The organism is Sphingomonas sp. AC411, assembly GCF_979253035.1.
Window position 1 is genome coordinate 154,538 of sequence record NZ_CEEDAQ010000001.1, and the last position, 16,909, is coordinate 171,446.

15 protein-coding genes and 2 pseudogenes are annotated in these 16,909 nt (G+C 65.1%); 5 read left to right on the forward strand and 12 right to left on the reverse strand.

Going from position 1 to position 16,909, the window contains the following annotated elements:
- Positions 1-271 precede the first annotated feature (271 nt).
- Positions 272-808: a J domain-containing protein gene (locus AC0IX7_RS00780; RefSeq protein ID WP_132898243.1), complete on the forward strand. Its 537-nt coding sequence runs from the start codon at positions 272-274 to the stop codon at positions 806-808.
- 344 nt (positions 809-1,152) lie between these two features.
- On the opposite strand, the gene AC0IX7_RS00785 is transcribed toward AC0IX7_RS00780, so the two are convergent.
- Together AC0IX7_RS00785 and AC0IX7_RS00790 are read right to left on the reverse strand one after the other, a co-directional pair.
- Complete coding sequence (locus tag AC0IX7_RS00785) at positions 1,153-1,941, reverse strand: LysR family transcriptional regulator (protein WP_471810053.1); 789 nt, start codon at positions 1,939-1,941, stop codon at positions 1,153-1,155.
- A gap of 84 nt (positions 1,942-2,025) precedes the next feature.
- Positions 2,026-2,361 carry a cyclophilin-like fold protein gene (locus AC0IX7_RS00790; RefSeq protein ID WP_471810054.1) on the reverse strand — a complete coding sequence of 112 codons (336 nt, stop codon included), beginning with the start codon at positions 2,359-2,361 and terminating at the stop codon, positions 2,026-2,028.
- A 193-nt stretch (positions 2,362-2,554) separates the two neighbouring features.
- On the opposite strand from AC0IX7_RS00790, the gene AC0IX7_RS00795 reads away from it, so the two are divergent.
- Complete coding sequence (locus AC0IX7_RS00795; RefSeq protein ID WP_261362621.1) at positions 2,555-2,689, forward strand: hypothetical protein; 135 nt, start codon at positions 2,555-2,557, stop codon at positions 2,687-2,689.
- 218 nt (positions 2,690-2,907) lie between these two features.
- Entirely contained in the window at positions 2,908-4,104 is a 1,197-nt protein-coding gene (locus tag AC0IX7_RS00800) for an MFS transporter (RefSeq protein ID WP_471810055.1), read from the forward strand.
- Positions 4,105-4,190: 86 nt separating this feature from the next.
- On the opposite strand, the pseudogene paoC (AC0IX7_RS00805) reads toward AC0IX7_RS00800, so the two are convergent.
- The 8 genes and pseudogenes from paoC (AC0IX7_RS00805) to AC0IX7_RS00840 all read right to left on the reverse strand — a co-directional run bounded on the left by paoC (AC0IX7_RS00805) (position 4,191) and on the right by AC0IX7_RS00840 (position 14,084).
- Positions 4,191-6,396: pseudogene (gene paoC, locus AC0IX7_RS00805) on the reverse strand (aldehyde oxidoreductase molybdenum-binding subunit PaoC).
- Positions 6,393-7,001 carry a cysteine hydrolase family protein gene (locus AC0IX7_RS00810; protein ID WP_132898274.1) on the reverse strand — a complete coding sequence of 203 codons (609 nt, stop codon included), beginning with the start codon at positions 6,999-7,001 and terminating at the stop codon, positions 6,393-6,395. Before AC0IX7_RS00810 ends, paoC (AC0IX7_RS00805) begins: the two are co-directional and overlap by 4 nt.
- Positions 7,002-7,051: 50 nt before the next feature.
- Positions 7,052-9,259: an aldehyde oxidoreductase molybdenum-binding subunit PaoC gene (paoC, locus tag AC0IX7_RS00815; protein ID WP_132898246.1), complete on the reverse strand. Its 2,208-nt coding sequence runs from the start codon at positions 9,257-9,259 to the stop codon at positions 7,052-7,054.
- 4 nt (positions 9,260-9,263) lie between these two features.
- A pseudogene (locus tag AC0IX7_RS00820) lies at positions 9,264-10,213 on the reverse strand (FAD binding domain-containing protein).
- Positions 10,210-10,848 carry an aldehyde dehydrogenase iron-sulfur subunit PaoA gene (gene paoA / locus AC0IX7_RS00825; protein WP_132898248.1) on the reverse strand — a complete coding sequence of 213 codons (639 nt, stop codon included), beginning with the start codon at positions 10,846-10,848 and terminating at the stop codon, positions 10,210-10,212. The pseudogene AC0IX7_RS00820 and the gene paoA overlap by 4 nt, the downstream one beginning before the upstream one ends.
- A complete protein-coding gene (locus AC0IX7_RS00830; RefSeq protein WP_056024456.1) occupies positions 10,832-11,950 on the reverse strand; it encodes an XdhC family protein in 1,119 nt (372 codons plus the stop codon). The genes paoA and AC0IX7_RS00830 overlap by 17 nt, the downstream gene beginning before the upstream one ends.
- The gene (locus AC0IX7_RS00835; RefSeq protein ID WP_252574838.1) at positions 11,947-13,179 is read right to left on the reverse strand and encodes an MFS transporter; all 1,233 of its coding nucleotides are present in this window, start codon (positions 13,177-13,179) and stop codon (positions 11,947-11,949) included. The genes AC0IX7_RS00830 and AC0IX7_RS00835 overlap by 4 nt, the downstream gene beginning before the upstream one ends.
- Positions 13,180-13,388: 209 nt before the next feature.
- Positions 13,389-14,084: a RibD family protein gene (locus AC0IX7_RS00840; RefSeq protein ID WP_056024461.1), complete on the reverse strand. Its 696-nt coding sequence runs from the start codon at positions 14,082-14,084 to the stop codon at positions 13,389-13,391.
- 179 nt (positions 14,085-14,263) lie between these two features.
- Between AC0IX7_RS00840 and AC0IX7_RS00845 the strand changes: the two genes are divergently transcribed.
- On the forward strand, positions 14,264-15,046 hold the full coding sequence (locus AC0IX7_RS00845) for a glucose 1-dehydrogenase (protein WP_132898250.1): 783 nt from the start codon (positions 14,264-14,266) through the stop codon (positions 15,044-15,046).
- A 124-nt stretch (positions 15,047-15,170) separates the two neighbouring features.
- Complete coding sequence (locus tag AC0IX7_RS00850) at positions 15,171-15,656, forward strand: PaaI family thioesterase (RefSeq protein WP_056024468.1); 486 nt, start codon at positions 15,171-15,173, stop codon at positions 15,654-15,656.
- On the opposite strand, the gene AC0IX7_RS00855 is transcribed toward AC0IX7_RS00850, so the two are convergent.
- Positions 15,653-16,027, reverse strand: coding sequence for a family 43 glycosylhydrolase (locus AC0IX7_RS00855; protein ID WP_471810056.1), 375 nt, complete (start codon positions 16,025-16,027; stop codon positions 15,653-15,655). The genes AC0IX7_RS00850 and AC0IX7_RS00855 overlap by 4 nt on opposite strands.
- The gene (locus tag AC0IX7_RS00860) at positions 16,021-16,713 is read right to left on the reverse strand and encodes a family 43 glycosylhydrolase (protein WP_471810057.1); all 693 of its coding nucleotides are present in this window, start codon (positions 16,711-16,713) and stop codon (positions 16,021-16,023) included. Before AC0IX7_RS00860 ends, AC0IX7_RS00855 begins: the two co-directional genes overlap by 7 nt.
- Between the last annotated feature and the right edge of the window lie 196 nt (positions 16,714-16,909).

The following is a 16,909-nucleotide window of genomic DNA, read 5'->3' on the forward strand; positions in this document are numbered from 1 at the left end:
GAGGGCGATGATGCGCGATATGAGTTGAAAGCCTCATCTGAGCGAATGTCCGAGAGGGGAAGGCGATCAAGATGAGCTAAACGGCGGATGTGGGTCAGCGCCGGTGGGGAGGCGGCGTGGTGTCGTCAAAAGCACGAAGTTGCGGATGGGAATGGTAGCCATCTGACCGTTGGCGCCTAAAGCCGCCCTTTGCATCACTGAGAACGTCCGGTTAAGATCACGCGCCAGGCGGCCTTTCCTTTTTCGCGTTTTCGCCGCAAGTAACGGCTAAATGGCTGTCTCACCCGACTATTATTCTGTTTTAGGTGTTCCCTCGACGGCAAGTCGCGTCACTATCCACGCCGCGTGGAAAGCGCTGCTCCGTCAATATCACCCCGATGCCAATCATGGTGTGGATGTTTCTGCTCGTGCGAAAGCGATCAACGAGGCGTATTCCGTTTTGGGAAAGAAGGAAGCACGCGCCGCCTATGATCGGTCGCAGATCAGGCCGTCTGCCCACCGAGCGACCGCGGACCGACCGTTTCACCCCAGGAAAGCCGGCAGGCGCGCGATGCGACCTAGCCCCTCGATGCAGCCCGGCGGTAGCCTCTCAAAGCCGCTAGAGACCAACGAATGGCTGATGGGCCTTTTCCTGCTGATCCTCACCGCCGCACCGATCGCTACAGTCCTGGTTTTGTGGAATGAGGAATCCGGATTGGCACCTACGGTTCGACATAGCGTCGCCGCTCATCCCGTGCCTGAGCCTTTTCCAAAAGCCGTCCGCAGCTCATCGGGCACAAAACTCGGACTTGGACAGCCTGCTTCCTAAACTATCGCCCAATCGCGACATTCGAAATCGCAGGGTCAGGTGCCAAAAGCAGTCGTAACGCGGAGATGAACGAGCGGCCGAAGTTGGGAAGCTGGGAAGGGGGCGGGGACGTCTGCTTCTGGGTCTTCGATGCCAAGGAGCGTATGGCGCATGTCTACGACAACCGATGGTACGAGCAGTTCGCGATGAGCGCCGACGTTGCATGCGCATTTCCAATTCGCGTGTCTAAAGGCCTAGCGGACGCAACTCGCGAATGAGTTCGATCAAAAGTTTCAGGCCAGTCGGCACTTGGCGACGGCTGGAATAATAGATGTGGTATGCCGGGCCCATCGTTGACCAGTCCTCTAGCACCGGGCGTAGTTCTCCGCGCGCGATATAGGGGGCGAAGGTTGCCTCCATGCCGTACATAAGTCCGGTCCCCGCGAGCGCCATGGCCAGCATCGCGCGCCCCCGTTGACGAGGACCTTGCTCGCGACGGGGACCGAGAATTCGCCCTCGGGGCCTTCGAATTCCCAGCGGTAGATATGCGCATTTCCGAGGCGGACGCCGAGACAATGGTGGTGTTCCAAATCCGACGGGTGCTGCGGAACGCCGAACTTCTCGAGATAGGCGGGGGATGCGACGACTATCCAGCGAAGCTCGCCCGAAAGACGTTGCGCCACCATGTCCTCGGGCACCGTTCCGGCGTAACGGATCCCGGCGTCGAAGCCATCTTCGATGACGTCGGTCATCTGGTCCCGCGCGGCGATGTCGATCTCGATATCGGGATACCGATCGATGAAGATCGGCATGACCGGCGCGAGCAATAAGGGCGCCGCTTCGGCGGCGACGTTCAGACGAACCCGCCCGGTTGGCGCGTCGCGATAGCGGTTGAGGCTCTCGACAGCCTGATCGATCGTGCCGAACGGCTCAGCCACCTTGTCTCGCAACTCCTCGCCAGCGGCAGTCAGGGTGACGCTCCGGTTCGTGCGGTGGAGGAGGCGGACGCCGAGCCGTGCCTCGAGCCCCTTCAAGGCATGGCTGAGCGCCGATGCGCTGACCCCGAGTTCGAGCCCGGCGAGCCTGAAACTTCGATGTCGGGAGATTGCCAGGAAGTAGGTCAGGTCGGCGAGATCGGATCGGCTGGTCGGCATAGTGTATCCTGGGCTCTATGGTTTAGCCTCGCAAGCGATCGACGGGCGACTGCGGGATCGGCAGGGGCGTCCTCCCTCGAAGGATCAGCGTTCGGTCGGAGGAGCGACGCGCTGTCGAATTGTAACCTTCACGGCACCGGGGCTCGCGAGATCGGCGTAAGGGCCGTCGATCCGACCGAGGATCACGAGGCCGGGAGAGTGCGGGCCGTCCTTGTGGTAAAGCGCGATGTTCCCCCACGGCGCGTAATAGCCGATCTCTCCGGCGCGCGGCGTGACCGCGGCCGGGGCGCCGTCGCGGGTCAGCGGTCGGGGCAAAGTGGCGACCTTTTCCGTCGCTGCATAATCGGTCAGCGTCAGGTCGAGCGGCAGCTGCGCGAGGAAATCGCGTGCCGAGGGGAGTCCGCAATCTGCGCAGTCCACTGACGCGTCCCGGCATCGATTTCGATAGTCGTCATTGTTCGTGTCTCTCGCGCGCTGTTTGCATAGGATATCAAGGCGTTGCTTGCCTTCGCGGTCGCTGCTGGTTGGCCGCATGCCGTCAGCAGAGCCAACAGACAGAGAAGGGGGCGTCCTGCCTCGATAGCGCGCATCGTCACCTTCCCCTTACGCCCGCATGGCACGCGACCGCCGGATCATCGCCAAGCTGAAGCAGCAAGCCGTGGCGTCGCGGTTTGGTCGCCAGCGTATCGGCAAGGGCGGCTTCAAGCGCGGCGATCCTCGGCCGGCACGTGTGTCTATCTTGATCTAACCGCCGCCCCCGACCCGAACAACACGGTCTTGCGTTGATGCCATGATGAGCGTCGCTCAGCGTGCGACGGTGTCCGCGCCACGTAACGGCCGTCATGACGCCTGCTCATCCGGGCGTTGAGCAGCCGCCATGCCGCGATTGCGCGGGCGGATCGTAGGACAGTCTTCTCCCATCGATCGGGCACGTCGCTCGTCCGGCGATCGCACAAAGGTGAAGTCTTGGATATCGAACCACAGGCGCGCGCCGAGCGCGATACGCTCCCCGTTGGCGCGCTCATCCTGCTCGCGCTGACCGGGTTCACCGCGATCGTGACCGAGACGCTCCCCGCAGGTCTGTTGCCCCAGGTCGCCGATGATCTGAACATTTCGCGCGCGCTCGCCGGCCAGATGGTGACGGTCTATGCCGTCGGATCGGTGATGGCGGCCATTCCGCTCGTCAGTGTCACGCAGAGCTATGCGCGCAAGCCACTCCTGCTCGCGGCAATCTTCGGCCTGCTGGTGTTCGATGTCGTGACCGCGCTCTCCCACAGCTATGCGGTAACGCTCGTCGCGCGGTTTGCGGCGGGCGTTTCCGCCGGGCTCGGCTGGGGCATCCTCGGAGGCTATGCGCGCCGGTTGGTAGTGGATCGGTTGAAGGGCCGCTCGCTCGCACTGGCGATGATCGGCACCCCGCTGGCGCTGTCGGTCGGCGTGCCGCTGGGCACGTTCGCGGGCGGGGCGATCGGCTGGCGGATCGCGTTCCTGGTGCTAGCCGCGCTCGCGCTATGCCTGGCCGGGGCGGTCGCGTGGAAGATGCCGGACAGCGCCGGCCAGCCGCCCGAGCGCAAGCTTTCGAACCTGGCCGTGCTGCGGATGCCGGGCGTGGCGCCGATCCTTGCCACCGCGTTCGCTTGGGTGACGGCGCATTACATCCTCTACACCTATGTCGCGCCGTACGCGGAATGGGCCGGCGACGGTAGCCGGGTGAGCTTGCTCCTGCTGGTGTTCGGATGCGCCGCGCTCGCAGGGATCTGGATCGCGGGTGCCGCTGTGGACCGCCACCTGCGCCTCCACGTCCTCGCCAGCCTCGCGGTGTTCGCCGCTGCGACTGCGGTGCTCGGCTTTCTGCCGCACAGCAACAGCGTCATCCTTGTCGGCGTCGTCCTGTGGGGCCTGACGTTCGGCGGGGCTGCGACCTCGATCCAGACGGCGGCCTCCGACGCGGCGGGCGAGGGCGTCGATATCGTCGGCGCCATGCTGACGACGGTCTGGAACGTGAGCATCGCGTGCGGCGGCGCGGTCGGCGCGCTGATCTATCGCAGCGCAGGTGTCGTTGCGTTTTTCCCCGCGATGCTGGCCTTGCTGGGCGTCGCCTTCGCCATTGCCTACGCCGCTTCAGCCAACGGCTTCACGCCGGGTGCTCGAACCGAACATTGACGCGATGGCGGCTGCGTGCACGCTATAGCGTACCGGCGTGGACGACCGCAGCCGCGCCCTCGCAACGCAGCTGCAGATCTGTCGCGTCACGCGATTTCCGGCAGGCCTGCGAAGTGCTTGTCGAGCGTCACCGGATATTCGCGCACCCGAACGCCGGTCGCGTTGTACACCGCGTTGGCGATCGCCGGCGCGACGCCGACCAAACCCAGCTCGCCGACCCCTTTGCCTTCAACGGCGACATCGTCGCATCGACCTCGTCGATGAAATGCGCCTCGAGATGCGGGACGTCGGCGTGGACGGGCACCTCGTAGCCGGCAAGGTCGTGATTGACGAAGAAGCCGAAGCGGGTGTCGACGGCCATTTCCTCCATCAGTGCGGCGCCGATCCCCATCGTCATCCCCCGATCACCTGGCTGCGCGCCGTGATCGGGTTGAGTATACGCCCGGCGGCGCAGACCGCCAGCATCCGTCGGACGCGGACCGCGCCGGTATAGGCATCCACTCCAACCTCGGCAAAATGCGCGCCGACGGTCTGCTGCGCATACTCCTTGTTCAGGTCGCCAAATTCCATGACATCCTCGGCGACGATCTCGCCGTCCCTGGCGGCATCGGCCAGCGGGACCGAACGGCCCGCCGAACTGACGCGCCCGTCCGCGAACGTCACGTCGGTCGTGTTGAAGCCCATCCGCTGCGCCACCAATTCGCGCAGCTTCGCGCACGCGGCATATACGCCAGCCGCAGCCGACGCGGCACCCGCCTGGCCGCCCGAGCCGGGTGTTTCGGGGAAGGTGGAATCGCCGAGCTTGGCGGTCACCCGTTCGAGCGGAACGCCCATCATCTCGGCGGCGGTCTGCGCGACAATCGTGTAGCTGCCCTGGCCGATGTCGGTCATGTCGGTCTCGACCGTGACGTGTCCGTCCTTGCCCAGTCGCACGCGGGCGCCGGCCTTCATGATCGGTGCTCCACGGATCGCGCTGGCGACGCCCATGCCGATCAGCCACTTGCCTTCGCGACGGCTGCCGGGTTTGGCGACCCGCGCATTCCAGCCGAACCGGTCCGCGCCCTCTTTCAGGCACTGCACGAACGGCCGGGTGGAGAATTTGCGCTCGGGCTTCGAAGGGTCGACCTGCGTGTCGTTAGCGATCCGCAGAGCGACCGGATCCATTTCGAGCTTTTCCGCAAGCTCGTCCATCGCGACTTCCAGCGCCATCATCCCCGGGGCCTCGCCCGGCGCGCGCATGGCGTTGCCCTCGGCGAGATCGAGAGGGCTGAGATAGCGCCGCAACTGGCGGTTCTCGCCGGCATACATCAACTGCGTCGGCAGGTTGGTGGGCTCGGTGCGGCCACCCGCCAGGTTGCCCGACCAGCTATCGTGACCGATGGCAACGAGACGGCCGTCCTTGCCGGCGCCCAGTCGAACGCGCTGGATCGTCTTGGGGCGGTGAATGGTATTGTTGAACATCAGCGGGCGTTGCAGCACGACCTTGACCGGACGGCCCGATACCCGCGCGGCGATCGCCGCGAGTGCCAGATCGCTCTGCGTCGTGCCCTTGCCGCCAAAGCCGCCGCCGATGAAGGGGGAATGCAGGCGGATATTTTCTTTGGCGTGCCGATGATGAGGCCCAGGTCGCGACAGCCCCAGTTCATCGCCTGAATCGACGTCCAGCAGGTGAGCTTGTCACCATCCCACCGCGCAATACTCGCATGGGGTTCCATCATCGCATGCGCCTGATCGGGGACCGTATAAGATTCGTCGACCTTGACCGGCGCGCTGGCAAACGCGCTTGCGAAGTTGCCGACCGACGCGTTCGTCGAGCCACCGAACGGTTCCTCCGGCGCGATCGGGGCCGATGATTTTTGCGCGGCCAGATCGAAGCGCCCCTTCCCGCGCGCATACGTGACGCGGATCAGCGACGCCGCCGCGCGCGCCTGTTCGAAGGTGTCGGCGACGACGACCGCGACCGCCTGATGATAATGATCGACCATCGGGCCGGCCAGAATGCGCTGGGTGTAGAACTCGCCCTTGCCGATCGGGCCCGAATTTTCATAGGTGACGATCGCACGGACGCCGGGCGCGGCATGTGCCGCCGCGGTATCGATGCGGTCGATGCGTCCCTTGCCGATCGCTGCACCCAGGATGTAGCCATGGGCCGCATCTGGCGCGAAATCGTGATGCTCGGCGGCGTAGCGTGCCGTGCCGGTCGTCTTCAGGGGACCTTCGACGCGCGTGTGCGCGTCCGACCACGGTCAGGCGGTCGATTGGAGTCGTGCCCGCAGGCGTGTCGAACTTCATGCACTCGTCTCCAGATCGGCCAGGAACTGGTCGTGCGTCATCGGCTTGGAGAACATCGGGAAGTTCTTCGTGACCGCAGCGTGCTCCTCTTCGGGGCTCAGCGTCGCCGTGCAGTCGGTCAGCGTGACAACGCGGAAGCCGCGTTCGTACGCCGAGCGCATGGTCGATTCGACGCAGCAATTTGTCAGGAACCCGGCGATCGCCAGATCGGTGATGCCACGCTGACGCAGGATGAAGTCGATATTGGTGCTCGCGAAGCAATCGAGGCCCCGCTTGCCCTCGATCACGATGTCGCCGTCGACCGGTGCCATCGCATCGGCAATCGCCGCGCCCCAGCTGTCTTTCCGGAACGCGTTAGCCTGCTTGATGCCGGCGAGGATACCGTAAGGATCGGACGGGATCTCCGGATAACCCTCCGCGAAGGTGATTGGCGCGTGCATCACGGTCACGCCCTGCGCGCGCGCTCGTTCGACGACCGCCCGGCTATGCGCCAGCATGTCGGTGTCGGCCATCACCGCCTTCACCGCATCATGCTGGGCGCCGCCTTCGCTGACGAAGTCGTTCTGGTACTCGATCAGCAACAGGGCGGTCTTTTCGGGTATCATCATCTTGTCTCCCATTCGCCCTAGAGCACATTCGACCAGTGCGGCGTGGCTCACGCCACCGCCGGCAGCCGATCGAAATGCTTGTCGAGGGTCAGTGGATAATCGCGAAGGCGGACGCCCGTCGCGTTGTACATGGCGTTCGCTACCGCCGCGCCGACGCCGCACAGGCCGAGCTCGCCGATGCCCTTAGCCTTCATCGGATTGGCCTTGTCGTCGGCCTCGTCGAGCAAGATCACGTCCTGGTGCGGGATGTCGGCGTGGACCGGCACCTCGTAGCTGGCCAGGTCGTGGTTGACGAAGAAGCCGAAGCGCTTGTCGACCGCCAGTTCCTCCATCAACGCTGAGCCGACACCCATCGTCATCGCGCCGATCACCTGGCTACGCGCCGAGGTCGGATTGATGATCCGCCCGGATGCGCAGACCGCCAGCATGCGACGCAGGCGGGTCGCGCCCGTATAGCTATCGACGCCGACCTCGACGAAGTGTGCGCCGAAGGTTGACAGCTGCCAGCTCTTGTCGAGATCGCCATATTCGATCTTGTCCTCGGCAACCAACTCGCCTGAGGAGGCGGCTTGGCGAAGGTCGGCCGAGCGATTGCCGCTCGTGACCTTGCCGCCGTCGAACACCGCATCGGCCGAATTATAGCCGAGACGCTGGGCGACGGCCTCGCGCAGCTTGACGCACGCCGCATACACCCCCGCCGTCGCGTTGGCGGCGCCGAACTGGCCGCCCGACCCGGCGGAGACCGGGAATGCCGAGCTGCCGAGCTTGACGACGACCGCGTCGAGGGGGACGCCCATCATCTCCGCCGCGGTCTGCGCGATGATCGTGTAGCTGCCGGTGCCGATGTCGGTCATGTCGGTCTCGACGGTGACGATGCCGTCATTGCCGAGCCGGACGCGAGCACCCGACGTCATGTTCATGTGATTACGGAACGCGGATGCCACGCCCATCCCGACCAGCCAGCGCCCGTCGCGAACCTGGCCGGGCTGCGCGTTGCGACGCGACCAGCCGAACTGCTGTGCACCCTCGGTCAGGCAGCGGACCAGCTCACGCTGCGAGAAGCGTCGCTTGGGATCCTTCGGATCGACCTGCGTGTCGTTCTTCACGCGGAAGGCGATCGGATCCATGCGGAGCTTTTCCGCCATCTCGTCCATCGCGATCTCAAGCGCCATCAGGCCCGGCGCTTCGCCCGGCGCGCGCATCGCGTTGCCCTCGGGCAGGTCGAGCACCGCGAGGCGCATCGACGTCAGGCGGTTCGCGCCAGCATAGAGCAGGTTCGTCTGCAGGACTGCCGCTTCCGGACTGCCGTTCGGCTGGTCGCCCGAGCCGCTCTCATGCGCGATCGCGGTGATCGTGCCGTCCTTCGCTGCGCCGATGCGGATGCGCTGGCGCGTCGCCGGCCGATGCGTCGTGTTGTTGGCCATGAACGGCCGGCTCATCGCCAGCTTGACCGGACGCCCTGCCGCCTTCGCGCCGAGCGCCGCGAGGACCGCATCGCTGCGCAGGAACAGCTTCCCGCCAAAACCGCCGCCGACATAGGGCGAAAGGAAGGTGACCTTCTCCTTCGGCATGTTCAGCGTGGTGGCGAGATCGGTGCGACCCCAGTCGATCATCTGGTTCGACGTCCACACCGTCAGCGCGTCGCCGTTCCAGGCGGCGATCGAGGCGAACGGCTCCATCATCGCATGGCTGTGATCCGGCGTGGTATAGTGCGCATCGAGCTTGACCGGCGCGGATGCGAAGGCGGTTTCGAACGTGCCGACCCGGTCTTCGCCCTTGCCGGGCTTGTCCGCGTCGGTCAGCGGCGCCGTCTTCAACGCCGCATCCAGATCGAACCTGCCCTTGCCGCGCGCATAATCGACGCGGACCAAGCCGGCCGCGGCGCGGGCCTGCTCGAACGTCTCGGCGACGACGACCGCCACTGCCTGGTGATAATGATCGACGTCCGGCCCGGCGAGTAGCTTGACGGTGTTGAACTTACCCTTGCCAAGCTTGCCCACATCCGCGGCGGTGACGATCGCGATTACGCCCGGTGCAGCCTTCGCCGCGACCGTGTCGATCGCGTTGATGCGGCCCTTGGCGACGGCTGTGCCTACGGCATAGCCATAAGCGGCGTTCTCGATCTCGCGATGATGCTCATAGGCATAGGGCGCCAGCCCGGTCGTCTTGAGCGGGCCGTCGATGCGGGTATGCGCGCGCCCGACAACCTTCATCCGGTCGATCGGGTTGGCGACGGCGGGTGTATCGAACTTCATGCGATTATGCCTTCGCTTCGGCGATGACCGAGGCCAGTGCGCGGGTGGCAAGCGGGAGCTTGAACGCGTTGTCCTTGGTCGGCGTCGCGCCCTGGAACGCACGCGCGGTCACCGCGGCGGCACCGCGTGGCAGCAGCGCGTCCGCTGCCTCGACACGCCAGGGGCGGGGGCCACGCCGCCGAACGCGACGCGCCCGGTACCGTCTGGCTGGATCACCGCCGCCACTGACACCAGCGCGTAGGCGTAGGACGCACGATCGCGCACCTTCTCGTAGAAATGCTTGCCACCTAGCGGCTTGGGCAACGTCACCGCGGTGATCAGTTCGCCCTGCTTCAGCACGGTATCCTGCTGGGGCGTGTCACCCCATAGCCGGTGGAAGTCGGCGATCGCGATCGACCGGCGCTGGCCGGTCGCATCGACCGTCTCGACCACCGCATCCAGCACGCGCATCGCCACGGCCATGTCACCCGGGAACGTCGCGATGCAGCTGTCGCTGACGCCGATGACGCCCAACTGGCGCGAGTATCCGCCGATCGCGGCGCAGCCCGAACCCGGCTTGCGCTTGTTGCACGCCATGTTGGTGTCGTAGAAATACGGGCAGCGCGTGCGCTGGAGCAGATTGCCGGCGGTCGACGCCTTGTTACGCAACTGGCCCGATGCCCCCGCGACGATCGCGCGCGTCAGCACGCCGTAATCGCGCATAACCCGCTCGTCGGCGGCGAGGTTAGTGTTGGTCACCAGTGCGCCGATGCGCAGCCCGCCTTCACGCGTCGCCTCGATCTTGTCGAAACCGAGATCCTGCACGTCGACGAGATGCGTCGGCGTCTCGACCTCGATCTTCATCAGGTCGAGCAGGTTGGTCCCGCCGGCGATGAACTTGGCCGCCGGGTTGCCGGCGACCGCGCGCGCCGCGGCGCTCGCATCCTTCGCGCGCTCATAGGTGAAAGCTCTCATGCTTTTGCTCCCGCGACTTCGGCCATGGCCTCGGCGATGTTGGAATAGGCACCGCAGCGGCAGATGTTGCCGCTCATGCGCTCGCGCATCTCGACGTTCGTCGCGGTCGGCTTGGTCATCAGGTCGCCCTGCGCATGGCTGGGCACGCCACGCTTGATCTCGTCGAGGACCGCGACGGCCGAGCAGATCTGACCCGGCGTGCAATAGCCGCATTGATAGCCGTCATGCTTGATGAAGGCCGCCTGCATCGGGTGCAGCTTGTCCGGCGTGCCGAGGCCCTCGATCGTCGTGATCTCGTCGCCTTCGTGCATCACCGCGAGGCTCAGGCAGGAATTGATGCGGACCCCATCGACCATCACGGTGCAGGCGCCGCACTGGCCATGATCGCAGCCCTTCTTGGTGCCCGTCAGGTGCAGGTGTTCGCGCAGCGCGTCGAGCAGGGTCGTCCGCGGATCGAGGCTGAGCTCGCGCTTCTCACCATTGACCTTGAACCGCGCCGGCATGGTCGGCGTGGCGCTAGCCTGGGGCGGCGTCGTCGCGACGGCGCCGGCCGGCGATGCGGCGATCACGGCTGTCGCCGCGCTGCCCGCGAGGAGCCCACGGCGCGAAAGCTCTACTTCAGATATGCTGGGCATGGGCTTCATCTCTCTTGCTGCCGTACCGCGCGTCCGCGGTAACTGTCTGATCTACATCAACGATTGTCTCGGACTGTAACGCGTCGCCGTGCCGTTTGGAGCGTGCATGATGTTCAATGAAACCATGAGGATGGCTCATGGCCCAACTCTCCGGGCGAGGCTTTTCGAGCGCCGTTGTCGCTTCATAGGCCTGGACCAATTGCGCCATGATCGAGAGCGCGAGCGTCTGGGGATCGCGTGTCGCCTTGATCAGACCGACGGGGCCGACAACCCGCGCGATATCATCGCGCTCCGCCCATGCTTCCAGAAGGCGCCGCTGACGCTCGATATGCGTTTTCATGCTGCCCATCGCGCCGATGAAGAACGGGCGTTGCTCCAGGACCTGGAGCAGGAGTGGCGTCTCCCAGTCGTGATCGTGGAACAGCGTCACGACCGCGGTCCAGGGATCGATCGCCAATCCGTCCACGCGGCCGACGAACCGGAGAAGATCCGCGGATCGTCCCTGCCGCCGTGTGTCCTCGACGAGCGAGGCCTGGGGGCTCAACAGCGTCGCGTCGGCGCCATAGGCGTGGGCGATGTCGAGCATCGCGGCGGGCTCTGCGCCATGTCCCATGACGACCAGCCGAAGGACCGGATCGTGACGTACGCTGAAAATCGTATCGAGCCACCGCGTGCGATCACCGTCGCGAGACCAAGCGGCAATGATAGTCCCGTCGAGCGAGAGGTGGAGCACGACCGGCTCGCGCCGTTCCAGAATGGCGATGGCGCGATCGATCTGCCGACGATCCGGTGTCGGCGTGAACAGCAGGTCGATGCCCCCGCCGCAGGGCAGCCGAATGTCGATGTAGCGCGAACCGTCGCCATAGCGCACGTGACGTGCGCGCCCTTCGGCAAGGGCCTCCTGCGCCTCTGCGATCACGGCGGCTTCCACGCACCCACCGGAAAACGAGCCCAGCGACCGTCCGCTTTCGGCCACCGCCATATGCTCGCCCGGCGCGCGGGCCGCGCTGCCGGTGACGTCGGTCAGCGTCACCAGCGCGGCCCGCTCTCCCCGTTCGTCACAGTCGCGCAGGAAGCGCAGGATCGCCAGCGCCTGCTTCATGCCGCTACGGCTTGGGCAGGGGCGGCGGGGCGACGATCGGCTCGGCCGATCGCGACCGCGGCGAGTGCTGCAATCGCAAGAAGGCCGGCGCTGGCGAGAAACTCGGCGCGCGGACCCGCTGCATCGAAGACGATGCCGCCCATCGTCGCGCCCAGCGTAATCGCGAGCTGCACGATCGCCACCATCAGCCCGCCGCCAGCCTCGGCCTCGTCGGGCACCGTGCGCGCCAGCCATGTCCACCACGCCACCGGCGCGGACGTGCCTGCGAAACCCCAAACCGCAAGCAATATTCCGACCGCCACGACGGACGTACCAAGCACCGTCAGTGCCGCCGCCGTTGCCGCCATCAACGCTGGCAGCACGGCAAGGGTGAGGAACAGGCCCCCGTTCAGCACCCGCCCGATCAGGACGGTGCCGATGAATCCGGATACGCCGAGAATGAGCAGCATGATCGACAGCATGGCCGGCGAGACATGCGTCACCTGCTCGAGGAACGGGCGGAGATAGGTGAACAGCGCGAACTGCCCGACGAACAGCATCGCGACGGTCAGCAGGCCGAATACCACGGGCGGCCGGCGCAGCAGGGCGAACATGCCGCGGGCGCTCTGTCGTTCTGCAACCGGAAGCGGTGGCAGCGTCAGCGCCTGCCAGATCACGGCCGCGACGGCGACCGGTACCACGCAGAAGAATGCGCCGCGCCACCCGATCAGGCTGCCGACGAAACTGCCCAGCGGCGCCGCGAGCACGGTGGCCAGTGCATTGCCGCCACTGATGACCGCGAGCGCTTTGGGGACCGCGTGGCTCGGCACCAGTCGCATGGCGATCGCAGCCGACATCGACCAGAACCCGCCGATGGCGATACCGAGCAGCGCGCGGCCGGCCATGAAGACCAGATAGGTCGGCGCAAACGCGACGATGGCACCGGAGACCACCAGCAGGCTGGTCAGGACGAGCAGCACGATCCGACGGTCCGTTTTCCCCAGTACGGAGGACAGCGACAGGCTAGTGATGACCGCGAACAGCCCGGATATGGAAATCGCCTGTCCGGCCTTGCCCTCGGTCAGATTCAGCGTGTGTGCGATCGGGCTCAGCAGGCTGACCGGCATGAACTCGGACGCGATCAGCACGAAGCTGCACAGCGCCATTGCATATACCGCGCCCCAGCGGGCGGGCCGATCGTCGATGCGCGCGGCATCCGTGTCCGCAACCGCGGCGATGGGACTTGCCATGATGGCTCTCCTGATTGTGCCAAATGCGCCCGGACCCGTCGTGGAGGGGATCGCGACGGATCCGGGCGCTCGTGCCGTGCCGGTTCGGGGACGAACGGTTGGCTGCGAAGAATGCTAATTTAGGGAAGGACGATCCGACCGACAGTTCAGCCAGACGTTGATGCCTTGGTGAGCGCTGCTCATGCACACGCCCGTAAAACCGCGAACCGTCAGGCTGGAGTGACCCGGTACCGAAGCCAGACGGTCCCGCCGTCCATGACGTCATGACTCATCAACGCCAGAGTATCGATCGGCAACCGTTCCGAAGCCGCCGTGCCGGAGCCTTCGAAAACGGCCGGAGCGCCCGATGCCCCGTCGATCGCAGGCACGAGCATCAGGCTGATCTCGTCGATGAGGCCGGCACGGAGAAAGCCGCCGTTGAGGTGACCGCCGCCTTCGAGGAGCAGGCGGTCGATCCCCAGTTCGGTATTCAGAATTTCTACGACCTCGTGCGGGTCGAGGTCGGTCTCGCCGGCAAAGACATAGCCGACGCCGTCCTCGCGCAGTCCCGCGAGATGCGCGTCCGATACCGCTTTGGTTAGCACGACCACGATAGGATCGCCGCTTACATCGCTACGCCCCCACGCGATCTTGCCATGAGCGTCCAACACGATGCCATACGCTTCCGCCGCGTGGTTCGGGAGCCAGGCGGTACGGAGAAAGCTCGCCTCCGGCTGGTCCGGATACGCGTCGCGCTTGGCGAACTCTTGGCCGGTGACACGGCCGACGAGCCATGACCCGCCTCCGAGCCTGTCATGCAGGTCCTCGTAAATATCATGCGAATGCGCGCCGCTTGGCGTCCAGCGTTCAGGCAGGATCCTGCCGTCGATGCTGCTGGCCATGTGACAGATGATATGCGGCTTCATGTACGGGCATCCCGGGCTTGTCTTTAAATCTAGTCACGAGGAACGACCGCAGCGGCCTGTCGGCCCAATGAGGCTACTGCACCGGATCGGTGAGGGGATTTCATGGAAGCGGCATCGACCGACTTCGTTCTGAACCATATCCGCGGCGATCGAGCCGCTTCAGCGCGAAGGAAATCGAGATGGCCGACCAGAACCAGAATTACGCAGGCAAGATCGCCTTCGTCACCGGCGCCGCCAATGGAATCGGGCGCACCACTGCCATCGCCTTCGCCGAGGCTGGTGCACATGTCGCCGTCGTTGATCTGAACGGAGACGGCGTTGCCGAGGTCGTCGCGGCGATCGAGGCAGCGGGGGGCAGCGCGGTCGGGATCACCTGCGACGTCTCGAAGAGCGAGGACGTTCGTACCGCGCTCGACAAGACGGTCGAGGCCTTTGGCGGCATCGACATCGCGTTCAACAACGCCGGTATCGAGCAGCAGCAGATCCTGCTGGCGGACCTCAGTGAGGAGGATTTCGACCGCATGACCGCGATCGATCTGCGCGGCGTGTTCCTCTGCATGAAATACCAGATTCCGCTGATGCAGAAGCGGGGCGGCGGCGCGATCGTCAACACCTCGTCGGGCGCAGGCGTCGTCGGAATTGCAGGGCAGGCCGGGTACGTTGCCGTCAAGCACGGCGTGATCGGAATGAGCAAGTCGGCTGCGCTCGAATATATCGGCGACAATGTCCGCGTGAACGTCATCTGCCCCGGCATCATCGAAACGCCGATGATCACCGACCGGGTGTCTGGCGGTACCGAGGAAGGCCAGAAGAAGATGATCGCGCAGGAGCCGATCGGCCGCATGGGCAAGCCCGAGGAGATCGCCGCCGCGGTGCTCTACATTTGCTCCGACTCGGCTGCGTTCATGGTCGGTCATGCGATGGTCGTGGATGGTGGACAGACGGTCGGTCTTGGCGGTTGATCAGGTACTGGCAGCGCGCGCAGCGGCCAGTCGTGGCGCCGCTGCCTCGTTCCGAGCGCCTGGAAATCGTTGAGATCCAGTCGTTGCCTCTGCTTTACCAAGAACCGCTATGTGAGATCGACCCATGACGACTGACCTTCCGATCACTCCTGACGGGCTTGCCCAGGTTCGCGCGATGCTGGCGACCGGGCGGCAGCCTCCGCTCGGGGAAAAGCTCGGCATCTCGCTGGTCGAGGTCGAATACGGGCATGCCGTCTTCGAAGCCACGCCGGACGGCACGTCCTACAATCCGATGGGAACGGTGCACGGCGGGTATATCTCGGCAATCCTCGACAGTGCCTGCGGCATCGCTGCGCACACCGGGTTGAAACCGGGCTTCGGCTATACGACGCTGGAGTTGAAGGTGTCGTTTCTACGCCCGCTGAACGATTCCAGCGGGAAGATCCGGGCGGTCGGACGCCTTGTGTCGATGGGCGGTCGCGCCGCATTTTCGGAGGCGACCCTGGTCAACGAGAAGGGGCAGCTCTGCGCGACGGCGACGTCGACGCTGCTCGTCTTCGAACTTCGACCACGAAAAGCGGTAGCAAATCCGGCTGATGGCGCCTCCTAAGAGCCTGGCCTCGCTTTAGTCGCCACCGGCAGGCGTCGGGCCGTCACGCCGCCCTGGGTCAGAACGACCGGCGCTATGCTGCCGTCTTTACGGAAATGCATCCGCTCGATCGCGACCTGACGATGATTGCCGTTCGTCTCACCCAGGGGACGTCGGTGATAGACGATATACCAATCATCCGTTCCAGGGATGCAGACAGCGGAATGATGCCCCGCGCCGCGAGCGACGCGCGCGTCCTGCTCGAGAATCTTGCCGCGCGGTGTGAACGGTCCGAGAGGGTTGGAAGCCGTAGCGTAGGCGACGCTGTACAGCGGTCCCGTCCACTCGCCTTCCGACCACATCAGGTAATAGATTCCGCGCCGCTTCAGCATGAACGGTCCCTCGACATAGTCGGCGGAGGGGTGATCGCCTTGTACGTCTCGCCGTCCGCGAACGGGGTGAGGCTGGTGAGGTCTCGCGACAGCTTCACAACGTTGCAGTGTTTCCAGCCGCCATAATACAGGTAGCAGGTTCCATCGTCGTCGCGGAACACCATCTGGTCGATCGGCTGCGCGCCGTTGACGATGCTGCCGATCAGGGGTTTGCCGATCGCGTCGCGGAACGGGCCTTCCGGGCGGTCGCTGACCGCCACGCCGATTCCGCCGCGCTGTCGGTCGGTCTTGATGTCGTTCGCGCCGAAGAACAGGAAATAGCGGCCATCCTGCTCGATCGCCGAAGGGGCCCACACCGCATAGGCCGCCCAGTCGACGTCCTTGACGTCGAGGACGCGCGGATGGCGGGTCCAGGATACCAGGTCTGGCGAGGAGAACGCGTCGAGAAACGTCTGTCGCAGAAACGGGCTCCATATCGTCGGCGAGGCGCGTTCATGGGTTTGCCAACGGGTGAACCGGCTGGGCGGGGCGGGGACGGGCCCGTCGGCGGAATAGGTCGGATAGATCCAGTATCGATCGCCGAAAATGCGGATCTCCGGATCGGCGTACCAGCCCGGCAGAACGGGATTGGCTGCCCACGCAGTCCTCGAAGTGGCAGCGCCAACGGCGAGTCCCGCCAACAGCATTCGTCGATCGATCAAAGGCATTACTGGGTCCGTTGCAGTTTGGACGGGTGTGCTTTGAAACGGTATTCGCCGTATTTAACGCGAATGACCAGCGTGTCATCCAGACAATCTCCCGGATTTGTCGACCAATCGATCGCGGAGTCGCGTTGGATGCTGATGGTTCGGATTGATGAAATCTGTTCATCGAAGCATCAAC